The organism is Ruania halotolerans (assembly GCF_021049285.1).
Classification (GTDB): domain Bacteria; phylum Actinomycetota; class Actinomycetes; order Actinomycetales; family Beutenbergiaceae; genus Ruania; species Ruania halotolerans.
The window spans coordinates 382,679-406,811 of sequence record NZ_CP088017.1; the positions used below are offsets into that span (position 1 = coordinate 382,679).

The window sequence follows — 24,133 nt, forward strand, 5'->3', positions numbered from 1 at the left end:
GCCGGCCGGTGCCACACGGGCCGGCCCGATCGCGGGGTCGACGTCAAGGAGTCCGTCATGGCCGTCATGGCCGATACCGATGAACGCCAGGTCGTTCCGCACAGGCGTTCGCGATGGTCGCGCACCGACACGTTGCGTGGTTGGGCCTTTCTGGCACCGGCGTTAGCGTTGGTGGTTTTCTTCTTCATCGTGCCGGTCGGGCTCGTGGTGTACATGTCGGCCACGGACTGGACGTTGTTCGGCGGATTCACCGCCATGAACTTCCCCCAGAACTTCGTCGACATCGCCAGCGACCCGATGTTCGCGAAGTCGCTGGAGTTCACCCTCAAGTACACGGTGCTGACCACCGTGATCCTGATGCCCCTCGCGTTCTTCCTCGCCCTGCTCGTGCAAGAGGCTCGCCAGTGGAACAAGTTCCTGCGGACGGCGATCCTCCTTCCCTCCGCTCTGGGCATCGCCTCCTCCTCGTTGCTGTTCTACGCGCTGTACTCCCCGCAGGTGGGCCCCCTCAACCCGATCCTGGACTCACTCGGATTGATGGACGCCCAGCAGACGATCCTGGGCACCGCGGACGGGGCGCTGTGGGCCACCGTGGTGCTGGTGGTCTGGCGATTCACGGGCTACTTCATGTTGCTCACGCTGATCGGGGTCCAAGCGATCCCGGGCGACATCTACGAGGCCGCGAACCTCGACGGGGCGGGCCGCCTCAGGAAACTGCGCAGTATCACGCTGCCCATGCTCAAACCCACGATCGCGATGACGATGATCCTCTCGGTCACCGGATCGTTGCTCGCCTTCGACCAGTTCTTCATCCTGACCAAGGGTGGGCCGAACAACGAGACGTTGACGACGGTGCTGCTGATCTACAAGTACGCCTTCGAGACCAAGAAGGACCTCGGTATGGCTGCTGCGCTGTCCGTGGTTGTGCTCCTCGCCCTGGTGATCATCAACGTGCTCCAGCTGCGCGCCCTGGGCGTGGGCCGGTCCGAGGAGAAGTGATGGCGAACCTGCTCACCAAGCGCGTCGTCTACTACCTCCTGACGGCGCTGATCGCGATCACCTTCATCCTCCCGCTGGCCTGGGCCGTGGTGAACTCGATCGCGCCGAACTCCGCGACCTCTCAGTCAGACGGCTACGGCCTCGGCAACTACGGCGCTCTCGCCGTGTACGGCGAAGGTCTCACCACGTACCTCTCCAACTCGGTGATCCTCACCTTTGTTGCCGTTGCCGCGTGCCTGATCGCCGCCACGATGGCCGGATACGCCATCGCCCGCTTCACCTTCGCCGGCAAGGGTCTGATGTTCGTTCTGGTGCTCTCCATCCTGATGGTGCCCTATGCGGCGTTGCTGATCCCGCTGGTGGTATGGATGAGCGAACTCGGCCTGGACAACACGCTCGTCGGCGTCGGGTTCGTGCTCGCGTTGTTCCAATTGCCGTTCGGCACGTTCGTGATGCGAAACGCCTTCGAGAGCATTCCCAGCGAGCTTGAGGAAGCGGCCAAGCTGGATGGCTGCGGGACGTTCGCCACGTTCATGCGGGTGATGGTGCCGTCCGTCAAAGCCCCGATGGTCACGGTAGGCCTTTTCGTCTTCCTGAACGCGTGGAACGACTTCATGGTCCCGCTCTACCTCCTCGGTCCGCAGAACGCACCGCTGCCACTCGCCATGGTCAACATGCGACAGCAGGTGATGGGCGTGATCGACTACGGCCTCACCACCGCTGGCGTGGTCGTGCTCGCGATCCCGGCGGTCATTCTCTTCCTCGCATTGCAGAAGTACTACATCAAGGGCCTCATCAGCGGGGCAGTCAAAGGTTGATACACGTCATGACGATCACTGACCGCACGTCTACGTCCACCTCTCGCGCACCGGTGGTGCCGTTGGCGCCCACGGCGCTGCGCCCGCTCGGGATCGATCAGGTGCGGCTCGACGATGGATTCTGGGGACGCCGCCAGGTGCTCAACGCGGCGGCCACCATCCCGCACTGCCTGCACTGGGAGGGTGAGGCCGGATGGATCGCGAACTTCGATGCCGTGCTTGAGGGCACGATCGCTGCCACCCGCACCGGTCGACAGTTCGCCGATTCCGACGTCTACAAACTGCTCGAGGCGATGGCATGGGAGATCGGACGGAGCGCGGATGCGTCGCTGCAGCACCGGTTCGACGAGATTGTCGCCACGATCGAGCGCGTGCAGGGCGAGGACGGATATCTGAACACCTGCTTCGGCAATCCCGGTCAGGCCGACCGCTACACGGATTTCGAGTGGGGTCACGAGCTGTACAACGCCGGCCACCTCATCCAGGCAGCGATGGCTCGGCTGCGAACCGGTTTCGGCCGCGACGACGGCCTGGTGCGGATCGCGTTGAGGGCAGCCGATCACGTGTGTGAGACGTTCGGCACTGACGGTCTCCAGCGCGTGGGTGGCCACCCCGAGATCGAGGTCGCGCTGGTGGAGTTGTATCGCGCCACCGGAGAACAGCGCTACCTGGACCAGGCTCGCGTGTTCCTCGAACGACGGGGGCACCACACACTGGCGGACATCGAGTTCGGCCGGGCGTATTTCCAGGACGACGTACCAGTCCGCGAGGCCGAGGTGCTGCGCGGCCACGCCGTGCGCGCGCTCTATCTCGCCGCGGGTGGCATCGATGCGGCGCTCGAGTCCGGCGATGACCAGCTGTTGGCGGCGGTCACTGCGCAATATCGCCGGGCGCTCGCGCGCCGCACGTACATCACCGGCGGGATGGGGTCACACCACCAGGATGAGGCCTTCGGCGCCGACTACGAACTTCCGGCTGATCGCGCCTACTGTGAGACATGTGCCGGCATCGGCTCGATCATGGTGGCCTGGCGTCTGCTGCTGATCACCGGCGATCTCACCTACGGTGACGTGATCGAACGCACGCTCTACAACGTGCTAGCCACGAGTGTGGCCGAGGACGGCCGTGCCTTCTTCTACACGAATACGTTGCACCAGCGCACCGCCGGGCGCGCCGCCAGCGCGGACCGCATCTCCCCTCGCGCCCTCGATATCGGGCGCGCGGCGTGGTTCGAGGTGTCCTGCTGCCCCACGAACGTGGCCCGCACCCTGGCACAGTTCGGCACCTATGTGGCCACCACCTCCAGTGACGGCGTGACGCTCGTGCAGTACGCATCAGGCGATATCTCGGCCACGCTCGGCGATGGCCGCGATGTCCGTCTGCGAGTGACCACGGATTACCCGGACGAGGGCCGCGTGCGGATCGAGGTGCTGGATGCGCCCACGGATGCGTGGGACCTGACGATCCGGATCCCGGCCTGGGCGCAGGGAGCGACGGTCGATCTCGGCGACGGTCGTGGACCGAACCCCGTCTCGGCCCCGGCATTCACCCACTCAGGCATCCTCACCCCAGGCAGCGCGGTCCTGCTCGAACTCCCACTCACCCCCCGGTGGGTGCACCCAGATACACGCGTGGATGCGGTACGAGGCTGTGTGGCGGTGGAGCGCGGGCCCCTGGTCCTGTGCGCGGAATCCCTCGATCAGGTGGGTGCTGCGGATGTCTCCAGGCTGGTGGTCGATCCCTCGGACCCGCCCAGGTCGGCCGACGGGTCCGCAGCGGTGGTCTCCGGTGGGCTCCTCGACGTGACCGACCACGGCCTCTCGCCCTACGGGAGCCAGCCACATGCGCCACCGATCGAGGCGGCCCCGATCCGGCTGGTGCCCTATCACTCGTGGGGCAATCGGGGGCCAAGTACGATGCGGATCTGGCTCCCGACGACGGCTGCCCTGCCGTGATCCAGGGAAGGCATGGGCGTGGAACGCGCACCCGAGCCTGATACGTTTTCGAGCACAGTTTCGCCACGGCCACCGGGCCGTAGCGAGCGCAGAGAACGGGGGCGACGATGACGGAGAACACTCCCCAGCGGCGGGCAACGTTGCGTGATGTCGCACGCGATGCCGGTGTGTCGATCGCGACGGCGTCCAAGGCGCTGAACGGCCGCAAGGAGGTCGCCGAGGACACCCGCGAGCGGGTACGAGAGGCCGCCGAGGCCCTGCGATTCACCCCCAACTCCGTGGCGCGCAGCCTGCTCTCGCGTCGCACCGGGACCGTGGGCCTATTGACGGGTGACCTCGAGGGCAGATTCGTCATCCCGATTCTGATGGGCGCCGAGGATGCCTTCGGCGCGGGCCGCAACAACGTTTTCCTCTGTGACGCCCGTGGCGACTCGATCCGCGAGCGGTACCACCTCAACGCCCTGCTCGAACGTCGCGTCGACGGGATCATCGTGGTGGGCCGCCAAACGGATCCGCGGCGGTCCCTGGGTCAGGATCTGCCAGTTCCCGTGGTGTACGCCTACGCGCCTTCGGACGATGACCGCGACCTCTCGCTGACACCGGACAACGAGTCGGGAGGCGCGATCGCGACCGAGCACCTGCTCTCCCTCGGCCGGAGGCGGATCGCGCACATCACCGGTGATCCCCAGTATGTGGCAGCACGGGATCGGGCGCGCGGGTTCCTCGGCGCCATGCACGCCGCGGGGCTTGAGCCCTGCGGCGCACCGATGTTCGCCGCATGGACCGAGCAGTGGGGCCGCGATGCCGCCGCCACCCTGTTCGAGCAGTATCCGGAGGTGGACGGGGTGGTCTGCGGCTCCGATCAAATCGCGCGCGGTGTGATCGACACGCTCCGCGACCTCGGCAAGACGGTTCCAGACGATGTGGCCATCGTCAGCCACGACAACTGGGAAGTCCTCGCGACCGGCTCGCGTCCGAGCCTGACCAGCGTCGATGCGAATCTGCAGGATCTGGGCCGGCTGGCGGCGCGCAAGCTGTTCGACGCACTCAGTGGTGAGGACGTGGGCAGCGGCGTCCACCGGCTACCGGTGACGCTCGTGACCCGCGGTTCGTCGGTGCGCTCGCGCGCGTAGCACCGCGTTCACGGCATTTCCCCGCCCCGGCCGACCAGGCGTCCTGGCCGGACCTGGCGCTCGCCTCCCCGAGAAGGCTCGCGCCAGACAGCTGGGTGGAGACCACTCATCCGAAACTTTCCGAAACCCTTTGACATTGGTTTCACCGGATCGATACGGTCTCGTCAGCCGCTTCATCGACTCAACGACGAGAGGTATGCCGACGATGGCTGATGGAACCCGCCCGGGGAGCCTGCGTGCCATGATCGCCAGCGCGATCACCCTGGTCCTCGCAGCAACAACCCTGGTGCTCGCGCCCGCTCCGGCCCGCGCGGTGCCGAACACCGAGCTTCCCTATCCCGAGTTCAGTGGATCTGAGAACCCCGTACCGGAAACGGGTGTGGACTACGCACCGGGGGGTTATCTGCAGGAGGTCTTCGACGCCGATCTCGCGGCCGGAGCCGGCGTGAGTCCGGCCCAGGATTTCTGGATCGACGGCATGCTCGCCCGGTACGGAACCGCTGGCGAGGCCGGGGACAACAATCAGTGGCTCTTCTCCCGCGGTCGCGCCGTATTCATGAAGTCCCACTCACCCGCCCAGCTCGGCTTCGGTGGCCAGGTGGCCTATTGGGAGTCCATCGACGACCGCAGCGCCTACACGATCGCCGTCGAGCAGGGCGGTGAGCCCGTCTCCGTGTCCGAGACCACGTCCGAGCGCAAGCAGACGCCGAGCTACTGGCACTCCACCCACACCGCAGCCGGCCTCGAGCTCGAGCAGACGAAGTTCATCACGGACGGCAATGTCGCCATCACCGTGCTCGAGCTGAGCAACTCCGGTGGCAGCGACATCGACGTGACGCTCGCGGCGAGCTCGCCGTACGCCACAGTGGCCGGCGACGACGAGCTCACCGGCGTCGTGGACGCCTACAACGACCTCACGACCCTCTTCCCGCGCCTCTCCGGCGACGGTTTCGCCGTGGACGGCGATCGGCTCACCCGGGAGATCACCGTTCCGGCGGGTGAGGCGGTGACGACGAAGGTGCAACTCGGTTTCGTGGCCGACGAGATCGACGCCTCCCGGGCGGAGTACGACCACTACTCCGCGCTCGCCCCGTGGGAGGCCTACACCGAACACGTGAGGGCCTACAACCAGTGGTGGGCCGAGAACATCCCCTATCTCGACACCCCCGAGGACAACATCGACAAGGTGCTGTTCTACCGGTGGTGGCTGATGCGCTTCAACTTCCTCGATGCGAACATCCCCGGTAACGACTACCAGTTCCCGACGGCGATGGAAGGCGTGCTCGGCTACAACAACGCCATCGTGCTGACGACCGGCATGTTCATCGACGACCTCAAGTACTTCCGCGACCCGGTCTACTCCTACGGGCCGTGGGTAGGTGCCGGTGAGGTGTCCCGAAGCGGCAAGTACGTGGACAACCCGGGTGATCCCGCCAACTGGTCGAACAGCTACACCCAGTACATCTCCGAGGCTGCCTGGCGCGCCTACCAGTTGCACGGGGGCCCGACGGCGATCGCGGGCAACCTCGCCCGGTACGCCGAGTACGACGTGCGTGATCTGCTCGAGGACTTCGACGAGGACGGCAACGGTCTCATCGAGTACGACTGGGGCGCCATGACGGGCAACGACGCGGACGCCGTGTCCTTCGACTGGCGTGCCGGCAACCTGGACCGCACCGAGAGTGCCTACCTGTACTCGAACGCCCTCGCCTCCGCGCAGGCCTACCGAGTGGCCGGACAGCCCGACAAGGCCGAGGAGATGGAGGCCCTGGCAGACACGGTGAAGCAGGCAGTGCTCGACCACCTCTGGGACGAGGAGGAGAACCTCCTCAAGCACCGCCACGTGGAGACCGATGCACTGGTGCCGTGGAAGGAGATCAACAACTACTACCCGTTCACTGTCGGCCTGATGCCTCGCGAGGGAGAGGCCGACTACGACGACGATTACGTCGAGGCGCTGCGCTTGTTCGGCGACGCCGACGAGTATCCGATCTTCCCCTTCTACACCGCGAACCAGGCGGACAAGGCCGAGGCCGCGGCCCAGGGGCACCCGGGCTCGAACAACTTCTCAGTGATCAACTCCACGGTGACCTTCCGCATGCTCTCCCGCGTGCTGCACGAGTACCCCAACGAGTACATCGATGCCGAGTGGTACAAGAAACTCCTGTACTGGAACGCATGGGCGCACTACATGAATGACGGTGACAACCGTCTCCCGGACCAGAACGAGTTCTGGTCCGACGGTTCGGCCGACCCGCAGAACATCGGCTACCGCTCCTGGATCCACCACACCATCCTCGGCACGACCAACTTCACGATGATCGAGGACGCGATGGGGCTGCGCCCGCGCGAGGACGGGATGATCGAGCTCGACCCGATCGAACTCGACTGGGACTACTTCACCGCGGACAACATCCGCTACCGCGACCGCGACCTCACCGTGGTCTGGGATGACGTGGACCACTACGGTTCCGCGGTGGCCGACGGCTACTCCGTCTACCTCGACGGCGCGCTCGCCTTCTCGGTGGACTCCCTCGCCCACGTGGTCTACGACCCGGCCACCGGCGATGTGCAGGTGCCGGACGGCGTCACCGTCACCTCCTCGACGGCGATCGATGTGCAGTCGCCCACGGAGGTCACCTTCGACGACGACGACCGCATCGTCTCGATGATGGCGAATGCGGGCGCCGATGTCGCGACGGCCAGCACCGGGAGCGAGAACCTCGCCGTCGGCGCCGCCGTCTCGGCCACCTACACCGATGACGCCCGCACACCAGAGGCGGCCGTGAACGGAACCACGATCAACGAACCGTTCTGGGGTAGCGCCGGTTCGCCGAACACTGAGGACACGTTCACGGTCGAGCTCGATGGAACCCAGACGTTCGACGACGTCCGGCTCTACTTCTACCGCTCGTCCTCCTCGGCGACCGTTCCGGGCTACTCCGCTCCGGCGATGTACACCGTGGAGTACCGCTCCGGTGGCCAGTGGCACAACGTACCGGGTCAGGCCCGCGAGCCCGCGCACCCGCAAGGCAACTACAACCACATCGGCTTCGAAGAAGTCACCGGTGACGCAGTCCGTGTCACCATGACCCACGCCGACGGTGCGCACACGGGACTCAAAGAGATCCAGGTGTTCTCGACCGGCATCGAGACGGCACCCGCCGATAACGCCGCACCACTGGTCCAGGTTTGGCAGGACGAGGGCACCTCGACCCCTGGTGCGGCGGCGCTCACGGGCAGCGTGCGCGACGACGCCCTGCCCACCGGGCACCTCGAGTCCGAGTGGACCATCGTGGACGCCCCCGAGGGAGCGTTCGCCACGTTCGCGGACCCGGCATCGGCGAGTACGACGCTGCGCTACTCCACCGAGGGCACCTATGTGGTCCGGCTCAGTGCCACCGACGGCGAAGAGACGTCCTCGGTCGACGTCACCATCGAAGGTGAGGCCAATTCCGGTGGCGGCAACCTCGCACCTGCCGCAACGCCGTCGGCGGAGTTCACGGCGAGCTGGAACGACGTCAACGCCGTCAACGACGGGGTGATCCTCCACTCCGGCGGTGCTCAGACCAGCCTGTGGGGTACCTGGTCGGGATCACACCCGGCCACCCGCTGGCTTCAGTACGACTGGGACAGCCCCGTCCGGGTCGGCTCCACTGAGGTGAGCTTCTGGTCGGATCAGGCGGACCCGTCCTCGAGTAACGGCGTGAACGTCCCGCAATCGTGGCGCGCGCAGTACTGGACCGGCGATGCGTGGGTGGACGTGCCCGACCCGGATGAGTACGGCGTGGCCCGGAACGAGCCGAACAGCACCTCCTTCGACCCGGTCACCACCACCAGGATGCGGCTGATTCTCGACGCCGCCGGATCGGACCCCTATGCGGCCGTCGGCGTGAGCGAGTGGAAGGTGTTCGCCGACGCTCCGGTGTCCGTCGAGCCCATCGACGTGCGCACCGCAGTGGGCGAACTGCCGGACATGCCGGCAACGGCGGACGCCATCTTCGCCGATGGAAGCCGCGAGGCGATGGAGGTGACGTGGCCGGCCATCACCGAGGATCAGGTCGCCGCCGAGACCAGCTTTACGGTCAACGGTCTCGTCACCGGGGCGCCGCAGGTGGCGGAGGCCACGGTGTGGGTCCGCGCGACGCCACCCGGTCAGATCAACCAGGTCGACGCCGTCACCGTTGACACGCTCGCCGGTGTGGAACCGGATCTGCCGGGCACTGTGGGTGCGCTCTACAACGACGGCTCCCGCCAGGACCTCCCGGTCACCTGGGATCCGATCGATCCCGCGGACTACGCCGACGATGGCACGTTCACCGTGGACGGCACTGTCGAGTCCGATATCGCCGGGCCCAAGGACGCCCTCGCGAACGTGACCGTCACCGGCGGTTCGTCCGGCCCCGACACCACCGCCCCGGTCGTATCGATCGAGCCGGCCGAGGAGCCCGCATCCGGCTGGCACACCGGCGCCGTCGAGGTCACCGTGGAAGCGAGTGACGATCGCGACCCCGAGCCCGTGGTCGAGGTCTCCCTCGACGGCGGCCCGTGGGAGGCGTACTCGGCACCGGTGCCGGTGTCCGGGGAGGGTGAGCACGAGGTACGTGCCCGCGCCACTGACGCCTCCGCGAATGTGTCCGAGGCCGCCGTCCTCGACGTGGCGATCGACAGCACGCCGCCGAGCGTGTCCGCAGTGGCGGACGAACACCTGCGCACCGTGACGATCCTCGCGACCGATGCGCTCTCCGGTGTCGAGCTCGTCGAGTACCGGCTCGACGGCGGAGCGTGGGCGGAGTATGACGGGAGCCTGCTCGTGGGGCCGGCCGAGGTGACCGTGGAGTACCGCGCGAGCGATGCTGCCGGTCACGGCTCCGAGATCGGGTCGATCGAACTCGACGAGGCGACCTCCTACAGTCTCAACCTCGCCCTGGATGCGACCCCCTCGGCGTCGGTGACGGCGGGGTGGAACAGCGTGGATGGTCTCAATGACGACGTGCAGCCGCAGACCTCCGGCGATGTGGACCCCAATGACAACGCCAACACGTGGGGCGCGTGGCCCGAGATCGGTGAGCAGTGGGTCCAGTACGACTGGGACGAGCCGGTGACGTTCGAGCGCCTCTCGGCCTACTTCGTGTCCAACCTCGACGGTGACGGCCTGGGGATCGACGTGCCGGAGAGCTGGGTCGCCGAATACTGGGACTCGGCATCGCAGGAGTGGACCCCGGTGCCGGATCCCTCGGACTACGGCACCGAGGTGGATCAGTACAACGAGGTGACCTTCACGGAGGTCACCACCGACCGGCTGCGCCTGGTCATGCAGGCCCGCGGGACCGAGGAGGGCGCCGGTTCGCTCGGTATCAAGGAATGGCAGGTCTGGCAGGACAGTGGCGAACCCGGACCGGATACGCAGGCGCCGGAAGTGTCAGCCGAGGTGACACCGCCGGTTCCCGCGACCGGGTGGCACACGGGCGCGGTCACGGTCACCGCAGCTGCTCTGGATGCACGCGATGACGATCCGATGATCGAGACCCGTCTCGACGGCGGAGCGTGGGAGCCCTATGAGTCGCCGGTGACGTTTACCGACGATGGTGCGTACCAGCTTGAACTGCGGGCCACGGACGAGGCGGGCAACGTCTCCGAGGTGACCCTCCTGGAGATCGGCATCGATTCGCTCGCACCGACGGCCTCGGCCACGATCGACGAGGACGAGCGCACCGTACGGCTCGAGGCAGGCGATGCCACCTCCGGTGTGGACCGGATCGAGTACCGCGAGGTTGGCGGGGCCGACTGGACGACCTATTCGGGGCCGATCGCCGTGGACGAGGAGGAGCTGACGTTCGAGTACCGTGCGGTCGACGTAGCAGGCCACGTCTCACCGCTCGCGGAGGTGACGATGCCCGCCGCCGATCCGGGGGGCGGTGGCGACCAGGTCACGGGGGAGGAGCAACTCCACATCGGCCGTACTCGGGCTGCCCCCGGAGACGAGGTGACGGTCGAGCTCACCGGTGGCGTGCCGGGTGCAACGTTCGTGATCGAACTGCGGTCCGATCCCGTGCAGCTCGGCACGCTCACGCTCGGGTCCGATGGTTCAGGGACCGTCACGGTGACGGTCCCCGCCGACACTGCCGGCGGTGAGCACCAACTCGTGGCCGTGCTCGGCGAGACGGAGGTCTCCGCTCCGATCATGATCGTCACTGCCGCTGAACCTGGTGACAGTGATGGCTCTGGCGGAGGCGGGTCTGGGTCTGATGGTGGAGCCGACGCCGGATCTGACGGTGGCAATGGTGCGGGATCCGACGCAGACCTTCCCTCCACGGGGGCGGGTGTACTGGGTATTGCGGGCATCGCGTTCCTGGTTCTGCTCATCGGAGCGGCCCTGATCCGCGCCTCGTCCGGCAGCCGTCGCGGCGAAGACTCGCTCACGAGCTGAGTCGCTCACGGACTGAGTCGCTCACCACCCGCCGGGCGCGGCGATCGCAGCGCCGCGCCCGGCCCCACGAGGAGGAGTCAACGATGACGCGCCCTCTCCGCGTCGCGGCGGCCTCAGTCGCCGCCGCAGCGGTCACCGCAGTGCTGGCCGCCGTGCCCGCGGCCGCCTATGACAACCCGATCCTCGACGACGGGTCGTCCTACTCCGCCGATCCCGCCACCCTGGTGGTCGACGACACGCTGTACATCTTCGCCGGTCGAGACGAGGCGGGCGCCACCACCAACGACTTCATCATGAACGAGTGGCAGGCCTTCTCGACCACCGACGTCGCCTCGGACTCCTGGACCCATCACCCGGAGCAGATGCGGCCCGAGGAGGTGTTCGACTGGGCGACGCCCGGGCGCGCCTATGCCGGACAGGTGGTGGAAGGCACCGACGGACGCTACTACTGGTACGTCCCGGTACACGAGGCTGGCAGCGCCTCGCCGGATCCGTTCGGGATCGGCGTCGCCGTCGCCGACTCGCCGCTCGGGCCGTGGACCGATCACGCCGGCGGACCGATCATCTCCCAGGAGATCATGGGCAACACCCTGCACAACATCGACCCCACCGTGCTGGTCGACGGTGACCAGGTCTACCTCTACTGGGGTTCCTTCTCACAGCTGCGCGGCATCGAGCTGGATGCGGACATGAAGACGCTCGTGGGTGATCCTGTCGCGGTCCACTCACTGACCGGCTTCTTCGAAGGTGCGTGGCTGTTCGAACGTGCCGGCACCTACTACATGGCGTACGCGGGCAACAATGCCGGACCAGCATCGTCGTGCACGCCCGCGCACTACCACGCGTGTATCGCCTATGGCACGGCACCGGACCCGCTCGGGCCGTGGACGCATCAGGGCACGATCCTGCCGCCGGTCTCCTCCACCACGAGCCATCCGGCGATCACCGAGTTCGACGGCGAGTGGTACCTCGCCTATCACACGGCCGGCGCCGAGGGCGGCAACCACTTCCGCCGTTCCGTCGCGATCGACGATCTCGAATGGGACGATTCGGTCTCACCTGCGCGGATCCTGCCCGTGACGACGACTCCGGAACAGGGCCCCGATCTCACGCCCCGCACCAATGTGGCCCCCTGGGCGCAGGCGTCCGCCTCGAATGAACCGATCCCGACCCAGTACTGGATCAAGGCGCTCAATGACGAGATCGTGCGCCCCAACCCGCTCCCGCCGGACGTCTGGGGCAGTTGGGCTCCGCAGCGACCCGCGCAGCAGTGGATCCAGTACGACTTCGACCAGCCGGTGCGTATCGACAGCACGAGGATCACCTTCTGGCGCGATGTCCCGCCCGGCACCGGTAATGGCGTCTCCGACCCGGATGCATGGGTGCTCCAGTACTGGACCGGCAGTGCGTGGAGCGACGTCCCAGAACCGTCCGGCTATCCGACCTCAACCATGCAGATGCACACGGTGACGTTCGCGCCGGTGACGACCTCACGGGTGCGGGCCGTCCTGGACGCCGCCCCGGGGCCCGCAGGACAGTTCTCCGCGCTCGCTGTCCAGGAGTGGGAGGTGCACATGGCGCACGCTTCCGGCTACGCGGCCAGCGAGGTGACGACGGTGCCCGGCATCGCACCGGAGCTACCGGCGACCGTGACGTTGACTTTCGACGGTGGGCACAGTGTCGAGGCGCCCGTGCACTGGGACGCGCCCCGCCCGGCGGACTACGCCGAGCCGGGGATCGCCACCGTCTCCGGCATGGCCGAAGGGTTCGGTCCGGGGAAGGTCGAGATCGACGTCATCGTGCTCGATGGTGACCCAGCTCCGCCAGACCCCACAGACCCTGACCCGACGGACCCGGGCGACCCTGACCCGACGGACCCGGGTGCCCCTGAGCCGACTGACGGCACCGACGAAGAGCCGACGACCGCCGTCGGAGAGCATGACCACCCGAGTGCGAGCGAGCAGCCCTCCGGCGGTGAACTTGCCACGACCGGACCGGGCGACCGGGTGCTGACCCTGGCGGGAGCGACGCTCCTGATGCTGGTCACCGGTGCGGTCATTGCCCGCGCGGGTACCCGCCCTCGGGTGCACCCCGGCTCCATCCGCGGGTAGGCGGGCGGCGGCGGCCCTGGGAGACTGGGGTCATGACGGGTTCTGCTGCACCGACTTCCCCGCACCGCGCGGACGTGCGCCGGTGGCGCCGCTATCTGGCGGAGGAGCGGGCCGAGGCAGCCCTGTACACCCAGTTGGCGGCTCGACGGCAGGGCGAGGAACGGGAGATCCTCCTCGCCCTGGCCAGTGCCGAGGGACGCCATGCTGCCCACTGGGAACGGCTGCTCGGCGACCAGATCGGGCGGGACCGGCCGCCGTCGGTGCGTTCACGCCTGTTGATCTCGTTGGCCAGACGATTCGGCTCGGTCTTCGTGCTCGCCCTCGCCCAGCGGGCCGAGGCCCGGTCGGAGTACGCCGGTGACTCGCACGCCACCCCCGCGATGGCCGCCGATGAGCGGATTCACGAAGAGGTGGTCCGTTCGCTGGCCATGCGCGGACGGGCGAAGATGTCGGGGACGTTCCGGGCCGCCGTCTTCGGGATGAACGACGGTCTGGTCTCCAATCTCGCCCTGGTGCTGGGGATCGGTGCCTCCGGAGTGGGAACGGGAACGGTCCTGCTCACCGGGATCGCCGGCCTGCTCGCCGGGGCGCTCTCGATGGGTGCCGGCGAGTATGTCTCGGTCCGATCCCAGCGTGAGCTGCTGGAAGCCTCCACCCCCAGCCCGCAGGCTCATGCTGCCGTCGGGGATCTGGATGTGAACGCGAACGAACTCACCCTGGTCTACCGGGCCCGCGGGATGAGTGCCGATGAGGCTCAGGAGAAGGCGGAGCGACGCCTCGCCGACTACAACCCCACGGTGCCGCCGCGCCGGGTGGCCCCACACTCGCTGGAGGAGGTGGGCTCGGCTGGGCATGCCGCGATCTCCAGCTTCGCCTTCTTCGCCTCGGGCGCCGTGATCCCCGTGTTGCCCTACGCCTTCGGGCTCAGCGGACTGACTGCCGTGCTGCTCGCGGCGGGCCTGGTGGGCCTCGCACTCGTGGCGACCGGCGCCGCCGTCGGAGTGCTCTCCGGGGCCCCGCCGATGCGCCGGGCCCTTCGCCAGCTCCTCATCGGCTGGGGTGCCGCGGGCGTCACCTATCTGCTGGGGCTGGCGTTCGGCACCACGCTCGGCTGACGGCGGCCCGTCCGCTCTGCCGGCTGGCTCGCCTGGCCATCGGGCGGAGAGCTGATCGTCCCAGCGGTGGTGCGCTCCGCCGTCGCGCGCGAGACTGGTATCAGGTGGTGAGAGCCACCACCGGCGATGATGCGGGAGGTCACGATGAGGGCCACAGTGGGAGACCGGGTGGTGATCGCGTCCGCACACACGGATGTGCCGGCACGTGAGGGCGAAGTGGTCGGCGTCTCCGAGCAGGGCGAGCCGCCGTGGCAGGTGCGCTGGTCCGAGGACGATCACGAATCGGTGTACTGCCCCGGACCGGACGCGTTCGTGGAGCCGAGGCAGTAGGCGCCTGAGGCGGTGCTCCTCAGCCCTGCCGCAGGATCGCCGAGAGCTGAGGAGCCAGGTCGAAGCCGTCCGCGCCGCTGACCTCGGGAGCCGGGCTCCGCCGCCCTGCCTCCCCCGGCTCTTCTGCCGGCACTGGTGTGCCGTGTGCGAGCACCTGCTCGCCGGGGGTCAGCTGGCGAATGGCGATAGCGGCCACGCGGGTGGGGTACTCCCGCGCGAACTCGCGGTAGATGGACGGATCGTGCTGGCCATCGTCGCCCACCAGCACCCAGTGCAGGTGCGGGAACTCGGCAGCAAGGCGGCGCAGCGCCACCCGCTTGTGCTCTTGGCCGGAACGGAACCACCCGGTATTGGTCGGGCCCCAATCGGTCATCAGCATCGGCCCGGCCGGGAATGCGTGACTTCGCAGGAACTGCACCAGGGTCGGCATGATGTTCCAGGCCCCGGTGGAGAGATAGAACATCGGCGTATTCGGGTGCTCGGCGGCGATCCGCTGGTACATCTGCGCCATCCCGGGAACCACATGGCGAGCGCTGCCGTGCCGCACGAAAGTGTTCCAGAGGGCGATCAGCGGACGTGGCACCAAGGTGACCAGGGCCGTGTCATCGATATCGCTGACGATCGCCAGCCGGGTGTCGACGTCGATGATCCGGACCCGGGCGTAGGCGGGCGCGGCCGCCTTGGCCCGGATCTCCACATCGTGCCAGCCGGCTGGCAGATCGTGGCCGTTGATCACCAGGTCCAGGTAGCCGCTGCGGTCGGTCACCGTGGTGTGCTCGACCCCGCCCACCACCACGGTCACCGGGATGAAGGAGACCGGTGCGGTGACGTAGGCACGCCATCCGCGACGTTCGATGAGGTCCAGAGCGGAGAGTCGGCTGTCATCATCGGCGTGCTGCCGGGAGAGCACCACCCGGGCGAGCACACGCACGACCTGCCGGTTGCCGTACCCGATGTAGTCGATGGTGCGGGGGCGCCAGCCGCGGGAACGCAAGAACGGGATGAGTCGGCGATGGAAGCCGTCTTCGAGCCTGGCGGCCGCATGCGTCGCTGACATGCTCCTCAGAGTAGGGGAGAACAAGGGTGCGGGCCCGACGGTGTGACGACCCCGGGCCCATGCCATGCGGTGGGTGCAGAGACGAGTGCGGGGCGGGCCGGCGCAGGGGATGCCGGCCACGCCCCGTATGCGCTCCATTGCGCAGTCCCGAACGCGTCACGCTCTGGAACTGAACCCCATCCTGGACCACAGGGCGTGCCGGAAGGTCGCGCGGATGTCACATCGTTGCAACGATTCGGTCACGACCCTGTCCCTGCGGCCACCGCCCCATCGGTTCAGCGAACTCCGAAGTTCCCTCGGATCGCGTCTCCAGGGTCACAGTCGTCCTTGATCCTTCGGAGGCGCTCGAGTGAGGCCGCCGGGAGGGCGTCGGCGAGCGACTCCGACGGGGTGAGGAACGTCATCGGCTTGCGCCCGCTCGTGGGGAGGGCTCCCGCAAGTTCGCGCTGCCGCGCCGTGATGGCGCCGTCAATCTCGGCCGTGGCGGGTACGCCGAAGAGGTACGCAGCGAACGGCTCGACGAGGGGGCCGTGCGGGTTGTCGGTCGGCTCCGTCAGCGCGCCTCCGAGCTGGCGGATCTGGACCACAAGCAGCGGAGACGTGGAGTGACTCGCGAGGACGTCTGCCGCGTCATCATCGAGACGGGTGAGTAGTTCCGCGCGTGATCGGCCGGGTGCGGGATCAGTGGGTTCGGCCGTGATGGATCCGATGTCGGCGACGCTGAGCAGGCCGCGGGTGTCGGCGATGGTCCCGCCAACGAGGTCGGCATCGTGGAGTAGCCGCCGTGCTGTCACCTCATCGCCGAGGAATGTCGTGTCGATCGCGATCATGGGGTCGGAGCCGGGGAACTGCAGGAGCTGAAGCCACGCGGTGAGTTCACGCGGTGCATCGGCGGTGATCTCCCGGAATGCGGTGATGACCTCGCGTGCACGCGCGCGCGGCCACAGCATCCGGCCACCGAACAGTGACGGCGCTTCGTGGAGGGCGATCTCCAGGCCTGTGACGATAGCGATGTCGCCCCCTCCACCGCCCATCGCCCAGAACAGATCCGGGTCCTCGGAGCGGCTGACCCTGCGCGCCTTGCCAGTTGCGTCGACGAGGTCGACTGCCGTCACGCTGTCGGCGATCCAGCCGTGCGTGCGCCCGAACCAGCTGAGGCCGCCACCCAGCGCCGCACCTGTCACGCTCACCACGGGCGAACTGCCGGGGAGGCCGGTGAGGCCGTGTACTGCGGCGGCCCGCTGGAGGGCGCCCGACTGTACCCCCGCACCGATTCGTGCGACGCGGCGTTCGGGATGCACCTCGATGCCGGCGAGCTGGGACATGCGCACGAGGATCGCGCCGCTGGCCCGGCCGGTGGCGCCGTGCCCGCTCGGCTGTACGGCGAGCGGGACACCCGCGGATGCCGCGAATGTGACGAGAGCAGACACATCCGCGGTGTCCAAGGGGTCGACGACTGCGGCGGGCGATTGGGCGACCGCGAGGTTCCACGGCCGGTGCACGGTGGCATAGTCGGCGTCCTGAGGTAGCCAGACGCGGCCGCGCACGGCGGAGCGGAGGCGATCAAGTTCGGTGGTCGGCATGGTGACTCCAAGTGATGTGGCGTAATGGGGTTTCACCTGTCAGTCGGGCGGCGGACTCAGAATGTGACACGCTGACCGCGAATCGTCGTGGAGGGAATGAGGATCGGATGACCGGCTCGTCGTCCATCGACCAACTCGCCGAGGACTTCGCGCGGCAGCGACCGCGACTGCATGCGATAGCGCGCCGCGTGCTGGGATCCTCGTTTGCCGCTGACGACGCCGTCCAGGAGGCCTGGGTACGGCTACAGCGCGCGAACGGTGCGGACATCCGCAACCTCGAGGCCTGGCTCACGACCGTGGTCTCGCGTGTGAGTATCGACCTGATCCGGCAGCGGGCGTCCTGGCGTGAGGACGCCGAGCTCGACGAGGTGACCGATGCGGCCGACTCCGCGACGACACCCGATGAGAGCGTCCAGCTCCGAGAGGACCTCGCGCTTGCGCTGGAGGTCGTGCTCGATGCGCTTGCTCCGCTTGAGCGCTTGTCCTTCGTGCTGCATGACGTGTTCGGTATGCCGTTCGAGGAGGTCGCGCCGATTCTTGAGCGGACGCCGGCGAACGCGCGTCAGCTCGCCTCGCGGGCACGAGCCCGGCTCCGCCGCGTCGACGTCACCGAGGTGCGACGACTCCAGTCAGCGGCAGTCGATGACTTCCTCACAGCGGCGCGGGAGGGTGACTTCGGCCGCCTGTTACAGCTGCTGGATCCAGAGGTGGAACTGCGCGCCGATCACGGCGCGGTCGCTCTCGCCACCTCGGGTTCCGCGTACGGCGCGCCACTCCTCGAGGGACGGATCCGTGGTGCCGACGCCGTCGCCCGGGTATTTGCAGGGCGGGCCGCACTCGCCTACGTGGCCCTCATCGATGGCGTGCCCTCGCTCGTGTATGCCGCCGACGGCTCTGTGCAGGCTGCCTACCTCATTCGCTTCCGCGAGGGGGTCATCGAGGCATTGGATGTGATCGCCGATCGGAGCGTGCTCACCAGTCTCGACGTCACCGCCTGAGACCGGCGGCCCGGCCGCCTCACGTCAGACCGGACTCGCGGGCGAGGATTGCCGCCTGCACCCGGGACCGGCAGCCGAGCTTGGCCAGCACCCGGGACACGTGCGATTTGGTGGTGGCCTCGGTGATATGCAGAGCCCGGCTGATCTCCTGGTTCGACGAACCTCGTCCGATGCAGGCGAGGACCTCACGCTCGCGTGCGGTCAGTTCGCTGAACTGCCCGGGATCGGCCGCTCCACTCGTCTCGTTCGGGCCGGGCCGTGAATCGACGAATGCGTGGAGCAGCGTCCTGGTCACTTCCGGCGCCACCACACCTTCGCCGGCCGCCACCCGGTGCACGGCATCGATCAACTCCGGTCCGCCGCTCGTCTTCAGCAGGAACCCGGCCGCTCCGGCACGCAGCGCCGCCACCACGTACTCGTCCAGGTCGAAGGTGGTGAGCACCAGCACGTGGGCGCTGCCGACGGCGACGATCTCCTGGGTGGCCTGCACGCCGTCCATCCGGGGCATCCGGATATCCATCAGCACCACATCCGGGCGCAATGCGCGAGCGTTGGCCACCGCGGTCTCACCGTCGGCGGCCTCGCCGATCACCTCGATTCGCTCGTCGGCCTCAAGGAGTAACCGGAGCCCGGCGCGCACCGCACCATGGTCGTCGGCCACCAGCACGCGGATCGTCACGACGCCCGACCAGTCATGGGCAGAACGGCCCGCACCGTCCAGGTGCCTTCGCGCGGGCCGGCCACGCACACGCCGCCGACGGCGTCGGCTCGTTCGGCCAGGATGTCCACCCCAAGTCCCTGCCCGGGTACGGCATCCGATGCGATCTGGTTGCGAACCTCGAGCTCAAGGCGCTGTTCCCCGGCGAGCAGCCGGACCTGCGGGGGACCGGTGCCGTGTTTGCTGGCATTGGTCAGACTCTCCTGAAGGATGCGGTAGGCGGTCTGGTCCACCGCCGTCGGCAGGGTGGCCGCGGCGCCGGACCGTTCCAGCGTTCCGCCGTGGCCGGCCACGAGGTTCCGAACCGCTTCGAGATCGGAGATGCGTGCCGGTGAGCGTTCCGGTCGGCCGCCTCGGAGCAGGCCGATCATGGTGCGCATCTCGGTCAGTGCCGTCACACTCGATGAACGGATCTGGGCGAGGCTGCGGTGTTCGATTCCCGTGTGAGCGCTGGCGCCACCCGATCGGTTCAGTCCGGCTTCGGCGTACAGGGCGATCGCGGAGAGATTGCCTGCCACCGCATCGTGCAGGTCACGCGCCATCCGCTCACGCTCATCGCGCAGCGCCTCCTCCTGCTGCATCGAGGCGATCCGCGCGAGATCGTCCGCGCGCGCCGAGGCCAGATCGGCGAGCTCCTTCTGCCGGCGTACCGACGTCCCCCACCAGACGGGCGTGGCGAGTATGGCGAAGGCTTGCAGGCCCATCCATAGGCCCGCGCGCACCTCATGGTGGATCGCCCACGCGAGCACGGTTGAGCCAGCGATGATCATGGCCGTGGCCATGAACAGCCGGCGTACAGCACGCTCGGAACCGACCAGGGCCAGCGTGTAGAGCAGGTCGATCAGCACCAGCAGCACGCCGAGGCTCCCGCCGATCGCAAGGTCGGCGGCGAAGACGAGGACCCCCAGGGTGAGCATGGCGACCGGGTGCCGGTGCTTTCCGAGCATCACCAGGGCGCCGATCAGCAGTGGCGGGATGTGCCACCACCCCGGGCCACCCGTGACCGGGGCATCGCTGACCACCGGCCCCATCCCGATGCCGAGGGCGAACAGACCAACGGCAGTCACCGCCACAGCATCGCTGAGCGCCCGGCGCCACGCCGTACCGCGCACGCTGCGGCGCCACGCCGTGATCCATCTGTCCACCCGACCATTCTCACTCGCGCCGGGCGCTGCGCGGATGCGACGAAAGTGTGAGGCCGGAACCGGCCGATGGGGCGATGACTGCCATGGTCGCTGCCACGCAGGCTGACACCATGACCCTCCCGCTGCTCGGCACTCTCGCTGCACTCGCCTTGGTGGATTCCACCAGCTTCGGCACGCTGCTGATCCCGATCTGGCTGATGCTCACCCCGGGGCGGCTGCGGCCGGGCCGGATTCTGGTGTTCCTTGCCGTTGTTGCGCTCTTCTACTTCGGGATGGGACTTCTCCTCCTGGCTGGTGCCGACTCCCTGATGGCCGCCCTCGAACAGGATTCACCGGTGCTGATGTATGGCCAGTTGGTGCTCGGCGCCGCGCTGTTCGCGGGGGCATTCTTCGTCGGCCGGGAACCGAAGAATGCGGTCGTTCCGCAGCGCAACGGCCAATCCTGGGCCGACGGTGCCAGTGCCAGTGCCAGTGCCAGTGCCAGTGCCGACGGTGTGGTCGGCACCGCGCCACCGGTGACCGGTCGGCTCGCCCGCTGGCGGGAGCGCACCCTCACCGCCGAAGGGCGCGGGGGCTGGCTGGCGTTGATCGGGCTGGCGCTGGGTGCGGCCACGCTCGAGGTGGCGACGATGCTGCCGTACCTGGGCGCCGTCGGGATGCTCACCGCCGCCGATCTCACCGCCACCGAGCGGGTGTTGTTGCTGACCGGGTACTGCCTGGTGATGGTGCTGCCTGCGCTGGTCCTGCTCGGCGGGCGGATCGCTGCTCGCCGGATGATGGAACCCCTGCTCACCCGAGTGTCCACGTGGATGGCGAAATCGTCGGGCGAGACCATCGGCTGGGTGATGGGCATCGCCGGGTTCCTGCTGCTACGCGATGCGGCCACGCGGATCGGGTTGCTCGAACAGTTCGGAATTTCACTCTCCTGAGGTCGGTACTCGCAGGCCCGCGCACAACTGACGGGTAGACGTCGAGGTGCGCGGTCAGGGCACCGGGCTCTACGCATGACCGTCAATGGTGAACGGCCCGGGCCGTGCGGTGGAAGGAGCGCCAGGTGAAACGATTGGACCGATTCACAAGTGCGTGAATACGCTGGGCGCCATGGCCGACGACGTCTCCTCACCTGAACCCACCACTCCCGCGACGCCGGCCACCCCGAGCTGGCCGATCGGCCTGACCGTGATGGGTTACGGCGGTGATTACAACCCCGAGCAGTGGCCGATGGAGGTCCGCCTCGAGGACATCGCGCTGATGCGTGAGGCCGGCGTGAACCTGGTCAGTCTGGCGATCTTCTCCTGGGCCACCATCGAGCCGCGCGAGGGCCGCTACGACTGGACCTGGTTGGACAACATCCTGGACCGGCTCCAAGCTGCCGGGGTCAAGGTGGCCCTGGCCTCGGCCACCGCTTCCCCGCCGCCATGGCTGACGGCGAATCACCCGGAGATTCTGCCCCGCACCGCCGAGGGCGTGGTGCTCAGCCAGGGTGGCCGGCAGTCCTACGCTCCCTCCTCTCCGGTCTATCGCGACTATGCGGTGAAAATGGCCACCGCGATGGCGCAGCGATATGCCGAGCACCCGGCGCTCGCGCTGTGGCACATCGACAATGAGATCGGCTGTCACGTTCCGCACGACTACTCCGAGTCCGCGCAGCGGGCGTTCCGGACGTGGCTGCGCCGCAAGTACCGCACCATCGACCGGTTGAACGACGCCTGGGGAACGGCGTTCTGGTCCCAGCGGTACAGCGCCTTCAAGGATGTGCTGCCCCCGTTGGCCGCACCGACCTACGCCAACCCCACTCAGCAGCTCGACTTCGCCCGGTTCTCCTCGGACACGCTGCTCGACTACTACAAGAAGCTGCGCGACGCCGTCCGTCCGATCACCCCGCAGGTGCCCTCCACCACCAACTTCATGGTGAACCTGAGCACCAAGTGGATGGACTACTACCGGTGGGCCCGCGAGGTGGATGTGGTGGCCACCGACCACTACACGATCGCCGACGACCCGGAGCGCGAGATCGACCTGGCCCTGGCCGCCGATATGACCCGCGGCGTGGCCGGCGGCAAGCCGTGGATCCTGATGGAGCACTCCACCGGCGCAGTGAACTGGCAGCCCCGCAACCGTGCCAAGGGGCCGGGCGAGATGGTGCGCAACTCCCTCGCACACGTGGCGCGCGGCGCGGACTCGGTGATGTTCTTCCAGTTTCGGCAGTCGAAGGCAGGCGCAGAGAAGTTCCACTCGGCCTTGGTGCCGCATGCCGGCCGGGAATCGGCCATCTGGCGCGAAAGCGTGCGCCTGGGTGAGATGCTCGCGAGCCTGAGCGACGTCGTCGGCTCGCGGGTGCACGCACGTGTTGCCCTCCTGTTCGATTACCAGGCGTGGTGGGCGTGCGAGCTGGACTCCCACCCCAGTGAAGACGTCACCTACGGCGACCGGCTCCGCGCGATCTATCGCGAGCTGTGGCGCCGCGGCGTGACCGCGGATGTGGTGCAGCCCGGCTCCGACCTGAGCGAATACGACCTCATCGTGGCCCCGACGCTCTACCTCGTCACCGATAGCGACGCCGCGAATGTGGCAGCGGCCGCCGAGCGCGGCGCCACCGTGCTGATCACGTACTTCTCTGGAATCGTCGACGAGAACGATCACGTCCACCTCGGCGGCTACCCTGGTGCGTTCCGCGACCTGCTCGGGGTGCGCACCGACGAGTTCTTCCCCCTGTTGGCGGGCGAGCAGGTCACCTTGGACGACGGCACGACGGCGGACGTATGGACCGAGCGGGTGGAGGTCACCACGGCCGAGGTGGTGCGCTCCTTCACCGACGGCCCGCTGCCGGGCGGTCCGGCCGTCACCAGGAATGCCGTGGGTGAGGGTACTGCCTGGTACGTGGCCACCCGCCAGGACGAGGCCGGTACCGCCGCCGTGATCGAGCAGGTGCTCGCCGAATCCGGTGTGAGCCCGGCTGCCGAGACGGTGCCGGGTGTCGAGGTGGTCCGGCGCGTCGCACAGCACAGCGAGGACGGCGGCCGCAGCTTCCTCTTCGTGCTCAACCACACCGACGCTGAAGTCACTGTCGAGGCATCGGGGACGGACCTGGTCTCCGGTGTCGCAGTCACCGGTTCAGCGGCGGTGCCTGCTCATGGGGTGGCGGTGGTGGCCGAGGGCTGATCGCCCTCGCCGGCACCTTCGCCCGGGACGGCTTCCGCACGTTCGCCGGTGCGGCGCAGGTGGGCGCTCATGGCGTCCAGGAAGGTCACGACGGCGTCCCGGCAGTGCTCGGGCACGTCGCCCGCGATACGTGCCATCTCTGCATGCATCGCCCCTAGGTGATGGTGCACTTCGGTATGCGCATGGGCTGTTGCCCGGAGCACCACCTTGCGCCGGTCCTGCGGGTGCGGTGCGCGTTCGAGGTGCCCGTAGCCGGCCAGGCGATCCACCAAGGTGGTCACCGACGGGGTGGAAATCTCCAGCAGTGACGCCAGGTCGCGCGGCGTGAGCGGACGTTCGGTGCGCTCGGCGGCGATCACATGCCGCAGTGCCTGCACGTCCGTGACATTCATTCCCATCGTGCGCACCAGGCGCCGACGCAGGGCGTCGTCCGCCTCGCGGAATCGGCGCACGGCGGCGAGGATGGTGAGACCACGGTCGGTCTCGGCGTACCAGTAGCCCTGCTCCGGCATGGGTTCGATGTTACGGGGATCCACCGTCCCTCTTTTCACTCAGCGCGCTTATTGTTAGATTATCTAG

16 protein-coding genes are annotated in these 24,133 nt (G+C 68.0%); 11 read left to right on the forward strand and 5 right to left on the reverse strand.

Annotation, left to right across the window (positions count from 1 at the left end):
* Window positions 1–57 precede the first annotated feature (57 nt).
* From LQF10_RS01710 to LQF10_RS01745, 8 genes are all read left to right on the forward strand, one after another.
* Entirely contained in the window at window positions 58–999 is a 942-nt protein-coding gene (locus tag LQF10_RS01710) for a carbohydrate ABC transporter permease (protein ID WP_231065783.1), read from the forward strand.
* Window positions 999–1,817, forward strand: coding sequence for a carbohydrate ABC transporter permease (locus LQF10_RS01715; RefSeq protein WP_193497940.1), 819 nt, complete (start codon window positions 999–1,001; stop codon window positions 1,815–1,817). The genes LQF10_RS01710 and LQF10_RS01715 overlap by 1 nt, the downstream gene beginning before the upstream one ends.
* 8 nt (window positions 1,818–1,825) lie before the next feature.
* Window positions 1,826–3,772: a glycoside hydrolase family 127 protein gene (locus tag LQF10_RS01720; RefSeq protein WP_231065784.1), complete on the forward strand. Its 1,947-nt coding sequence runs from the start codon at window positions 1,826–1,828 to the stop codon at window positions 3,770–3,772.
* A 107-nt stretch (window positions 3,773–3,879) separates the two neighbouring features.
* Window positions 3,880–4,905: a LacI family DNA-binding transcriptional regulator gene (locus tag LQF10_RS01725; protein WP_231065785.1), complete on the forward strand. Its 1,026-nt coding sequence runs from the start codon at window positions 3,880–3,882 to the stop codon at window positions 4,903–4,905.
* Between the two features lie 205 nt (window positions 4,906–5,110).
* Window positions 5,111–11,335 (forward strand): OmpL47-type beta-barrel domain-containing protein, encoded by a 6,225-nt coding sequence (locus LQF10_RS01730; protein ID WP_231065786.1) that lies wholly within the window; start codon window positions 5,111–5,113, stop codon window positions 11,333–11,335.
* 83 nt (window positions 11,336–11,418) lie between these two features.
* A complete protein-coding gene (locus LQF10_RS01735; RefSeq protein ID WP_231065787.1) occupies window positions 11,419–13,446 on the forward strand; it encodes a family 43 glycosylhydrolase in 2,028 nt (675 codons plus the stop codon).
* Between the two features lie 32 nt (window positions 13,447–13,478).
* Window positions 13,479–14,561 carry a VIT1/CCC1 transporter family protein gene (locus LQF10_RS01740; RefSeq protein ID WP_231065788.1) on the forward strand — a complete coding sequence of 361 codons (1,083 nt, stop codon included), beginning with the start codon at window positions 13,479–13,481 and terminating at the stop codon, window positions 14,559–14,561.
* Window positions 14,562–14,705: 144 nt separating this feature from the next.
* On the forward strand, window positions 14,706–14,891 hold the full coding sequence (locus tag LQF10_RS01745) for a DUF1918 domain-containing protein (RefSeq protein ID WP_231065789.1): 186 nt from the start codon (window positions 14,706–14,708) through the stop codon (window positions 14,889–14,891).
* A gap of 19 nt (window positions 14,892–14,910) precedes the next feature.
* On the opposite strand, the gene LQF10_RS01750 is transcribed toward LQF10_RS01745, so the two are convergent.
* On the reverse strand, window positions 14,911–15,948 hold the full coding sequence (locus tag LQF10_RS01750; protein ID WP_231065790.1) for an App1 family protein phosphatidate phosphatase: 1,038 nt from the start codon (window positions 15,946–15,948) through the stop codon (window positions 14,911–14,913).
* 275 nt (window positions 15,949–16,223) lie between these two features.
* Window positions 16,224–17,531: an FAD-binding oxidoreductase gene (locus tag LQF10_RS01755; protein WP_231065791.1), complete on the reverse strand. Its 1,308-nt coding sequence runs from the start codon at window positions 17,529–17,531 to the stop codon at window positions 16,224–16,226.
* Between the two features lie 107 nt (window positions 17,532–17,638).
* Between LQF10_RS01755 and LQF10_RS01760 the strand changes: the two genes are divergently transcribed.
* Window positions 17,639–18,529, forward strand: a complete 891-nt coding sequence (locus LQF10_RS01760) for a sigma-70 family RNA polymerase sigma factor (protein ID WP_231065792.1) — start codon at window positions 17,639–17,641, stop codon at window positions 18,527–18,529.
* 19 nt (window positions 18,530–18,548) lie between these two features.
* On the opposite strand, the gene LQF10_RS01765 is transcribed toward LQF10_RS01760, so the two are convergent.
* Together LQF10_RS01765 and LQF10_RS01770 are read right to left on the reverse strand one after the other, a co-directional pair.
* Window positions 18,549–19,208, reverse strand: coding sequence for a response regulator (locus LQF10_RS01765; protein WP_231065793.1), 660 nt, complete (start codon window positions 19,206–19,208; stop codon window positions 18,549–18,551).
* Window positions 19,205–20,392 carry a sensor histidine kinase gene (locus tag LQF10_RS01770; RefSeq protein WP_231065794.1) on the reverse strand — a complete coding sequence of 396 codons (1,188 nt, stop codon included), beginning with the start codon at window positions 20,390–20,392 and terminating at the stop codon, window positions 19,205–19,207. The genes LQF10_RS01765 and LQF10_RS01770 overlap by 4 nt, the downstream gene beginning before the upstream one ends.
* A gap of 74 nt (window positions 20,393–20,466) precedes the next feature.
* Here LQF10_RS01770 and LQF10_RS01775 point away from each other — a divergent pair, with 74 nt between their 5' ends.
* Together LQF10_RS01775 and LQF10_RS01780 are read left to right on the forward strand one after the other, a co-directional pair.
* Window positions 20,467–21,321 (forward strand): GAP family protein, encoded by an 855-nt coding sequence (locus LQF10_RS01775; RefSeq protein WP_231065795.1) that lies wholly within the window; start codon window positions 20,467–20,469, stop codon window positions 21,319–21,321.
* A 172-nt stretch (window positions 21,322–21,493) separates the two neighbouring features.
* Entirely contained in the window at window positions 21,494–23,554 is a 2,061-nt protein-coding gene (locus tag LQF10_RS01780) for a beta-galactosidase (RefSeq protein WP_435531424.1), read from the forward strand.
* On the opposite strand, the gene LQF10_RS01785 is transcribed toward LQF10_RS01780, so the two are convergent.
* Window positions 23,524–24,066 (reverse strand): MarR family winged helix-turn-helix transcriptional regulator, encoded by a 543-nt coding sequence (locus LQF10_RS01785; protein WP_231065796.1) that lies wholly within the window; start codon window positions 24,064–24,066, stop codon window positions 23,524–23,526. The genes LQF10_RS01780 and LQF10_RS01785 overlap by 31 nt on opposite strands.
* Between the last annotated feature and the right edge of the window lie 67 nt (window positions 24,067–24,133).

What these genes read in the sequence shown, in the direction of transcription:
- LQF10_RS01710 (WP_231065783.1), top strand. Translation starts at nt 58, where the DNA reads ATGGCCGTCATGGCCGATACCGATGAACGCCAGGTCGTTCCGCACAGG.
- LQF10_RS01715 (WP_193497940.1), top strand. Translation starts at nt 999, where the DNA reads ATGGCGAACCTGCTCACCAAGCGCGTCGTCTACTACCTCCTGACGGCG.
- LQF10_RS01720 (WP_231065784.1), top strand. Translation starts at nt 1,826, where the DNA reads ATGACGATCACTGACCGCACGTCTACGTCCACCTCTCGCGCACCGGTG.
- LQF10_RS01725 (WP_231065785.1), top strand. Translation starts at nt 3,880, where the DNA reads ATGACGGAGAACACTCCCCAGCGGCGGGCAACGTTGCGTGATGTCGCA.
- LQF10_RS01730 (WP_231065786.1), top strand. Translation starts at nt 5,111, where the DNA reads ATGGCTGATGGAACCCGCCCGGGGAGCCTGCGTGCCATGATCGCCAGC.
- LQF10_RS01735 (WP_231065787.1), top strand. Translation starts at nt 11,419, where the DNA reads ATGACGCGCCCTCTCCGCGTCGCGGCGGCCTCAGTCGCCGCCGCAGCG.
- LQF10_RS01740 (WP_231065788.1), top strand. Translation starts at nt 13,479, where the DNA reads ATGACGGGTTCTGCTGCACCGACTTCCCCGCACCGCGCGGACGTGCGC.
- LQF10_RS01745 (WP_231065789.1), top strand. Translation starts at nt 14,706, where the DNA reads ATGAGGGCCACAGTGGGAGACCGGGTGGTGATCGCGTCCGCACACACG.
- LQF10_RS01750 (WP_231065790.1), bottom strand. Translation starts at nt 15,948, where the DNA reads ATGTCAGCGACGCATGCGGCCGCCAGGCTCGAAGACGGCTTCCATCGC.
- LQF10_RS01755 (WP_231065791.1), bottom strand. Translation starts at nt 17,531, where the DNA reads ATGCCGACCACCGAACTTGATCGCCTCCGCTCCGCCGTGCGCGGCCGC.
- LQF10_RS01760 (WP_231065792.1), top strand. Translation starts at nt 17,639, where the DNA reads ATGACCGGCTCGTCGTCCATCGACCAACTCGCCGAGGACTTCGCGCGG.
- LQF10_RS01775 (WP_231065795.1), top strand. Translation starts at nt 20,467, where the DNA reads ATGACTGCCATGGTCGCTGCCACGCAGGCTGACACCATGACCCTCCCG.
- LQF10_RS01780 (WP_435531424.1), top strand. Translation starts at nt 21,494, where the DNA reads ATGGCCGACGACGTCTCCTCACCTGAACCCACCACTCCCGCGACGCCG.
- LQF10_RS01785 (WP_231065796.1), bottom strand. Translation starts at nt 24,066, where the DNA reads ATGCCGGAGCAGGGCTACTGGTACGCCGAGACCGACCGTGGTCTCACC.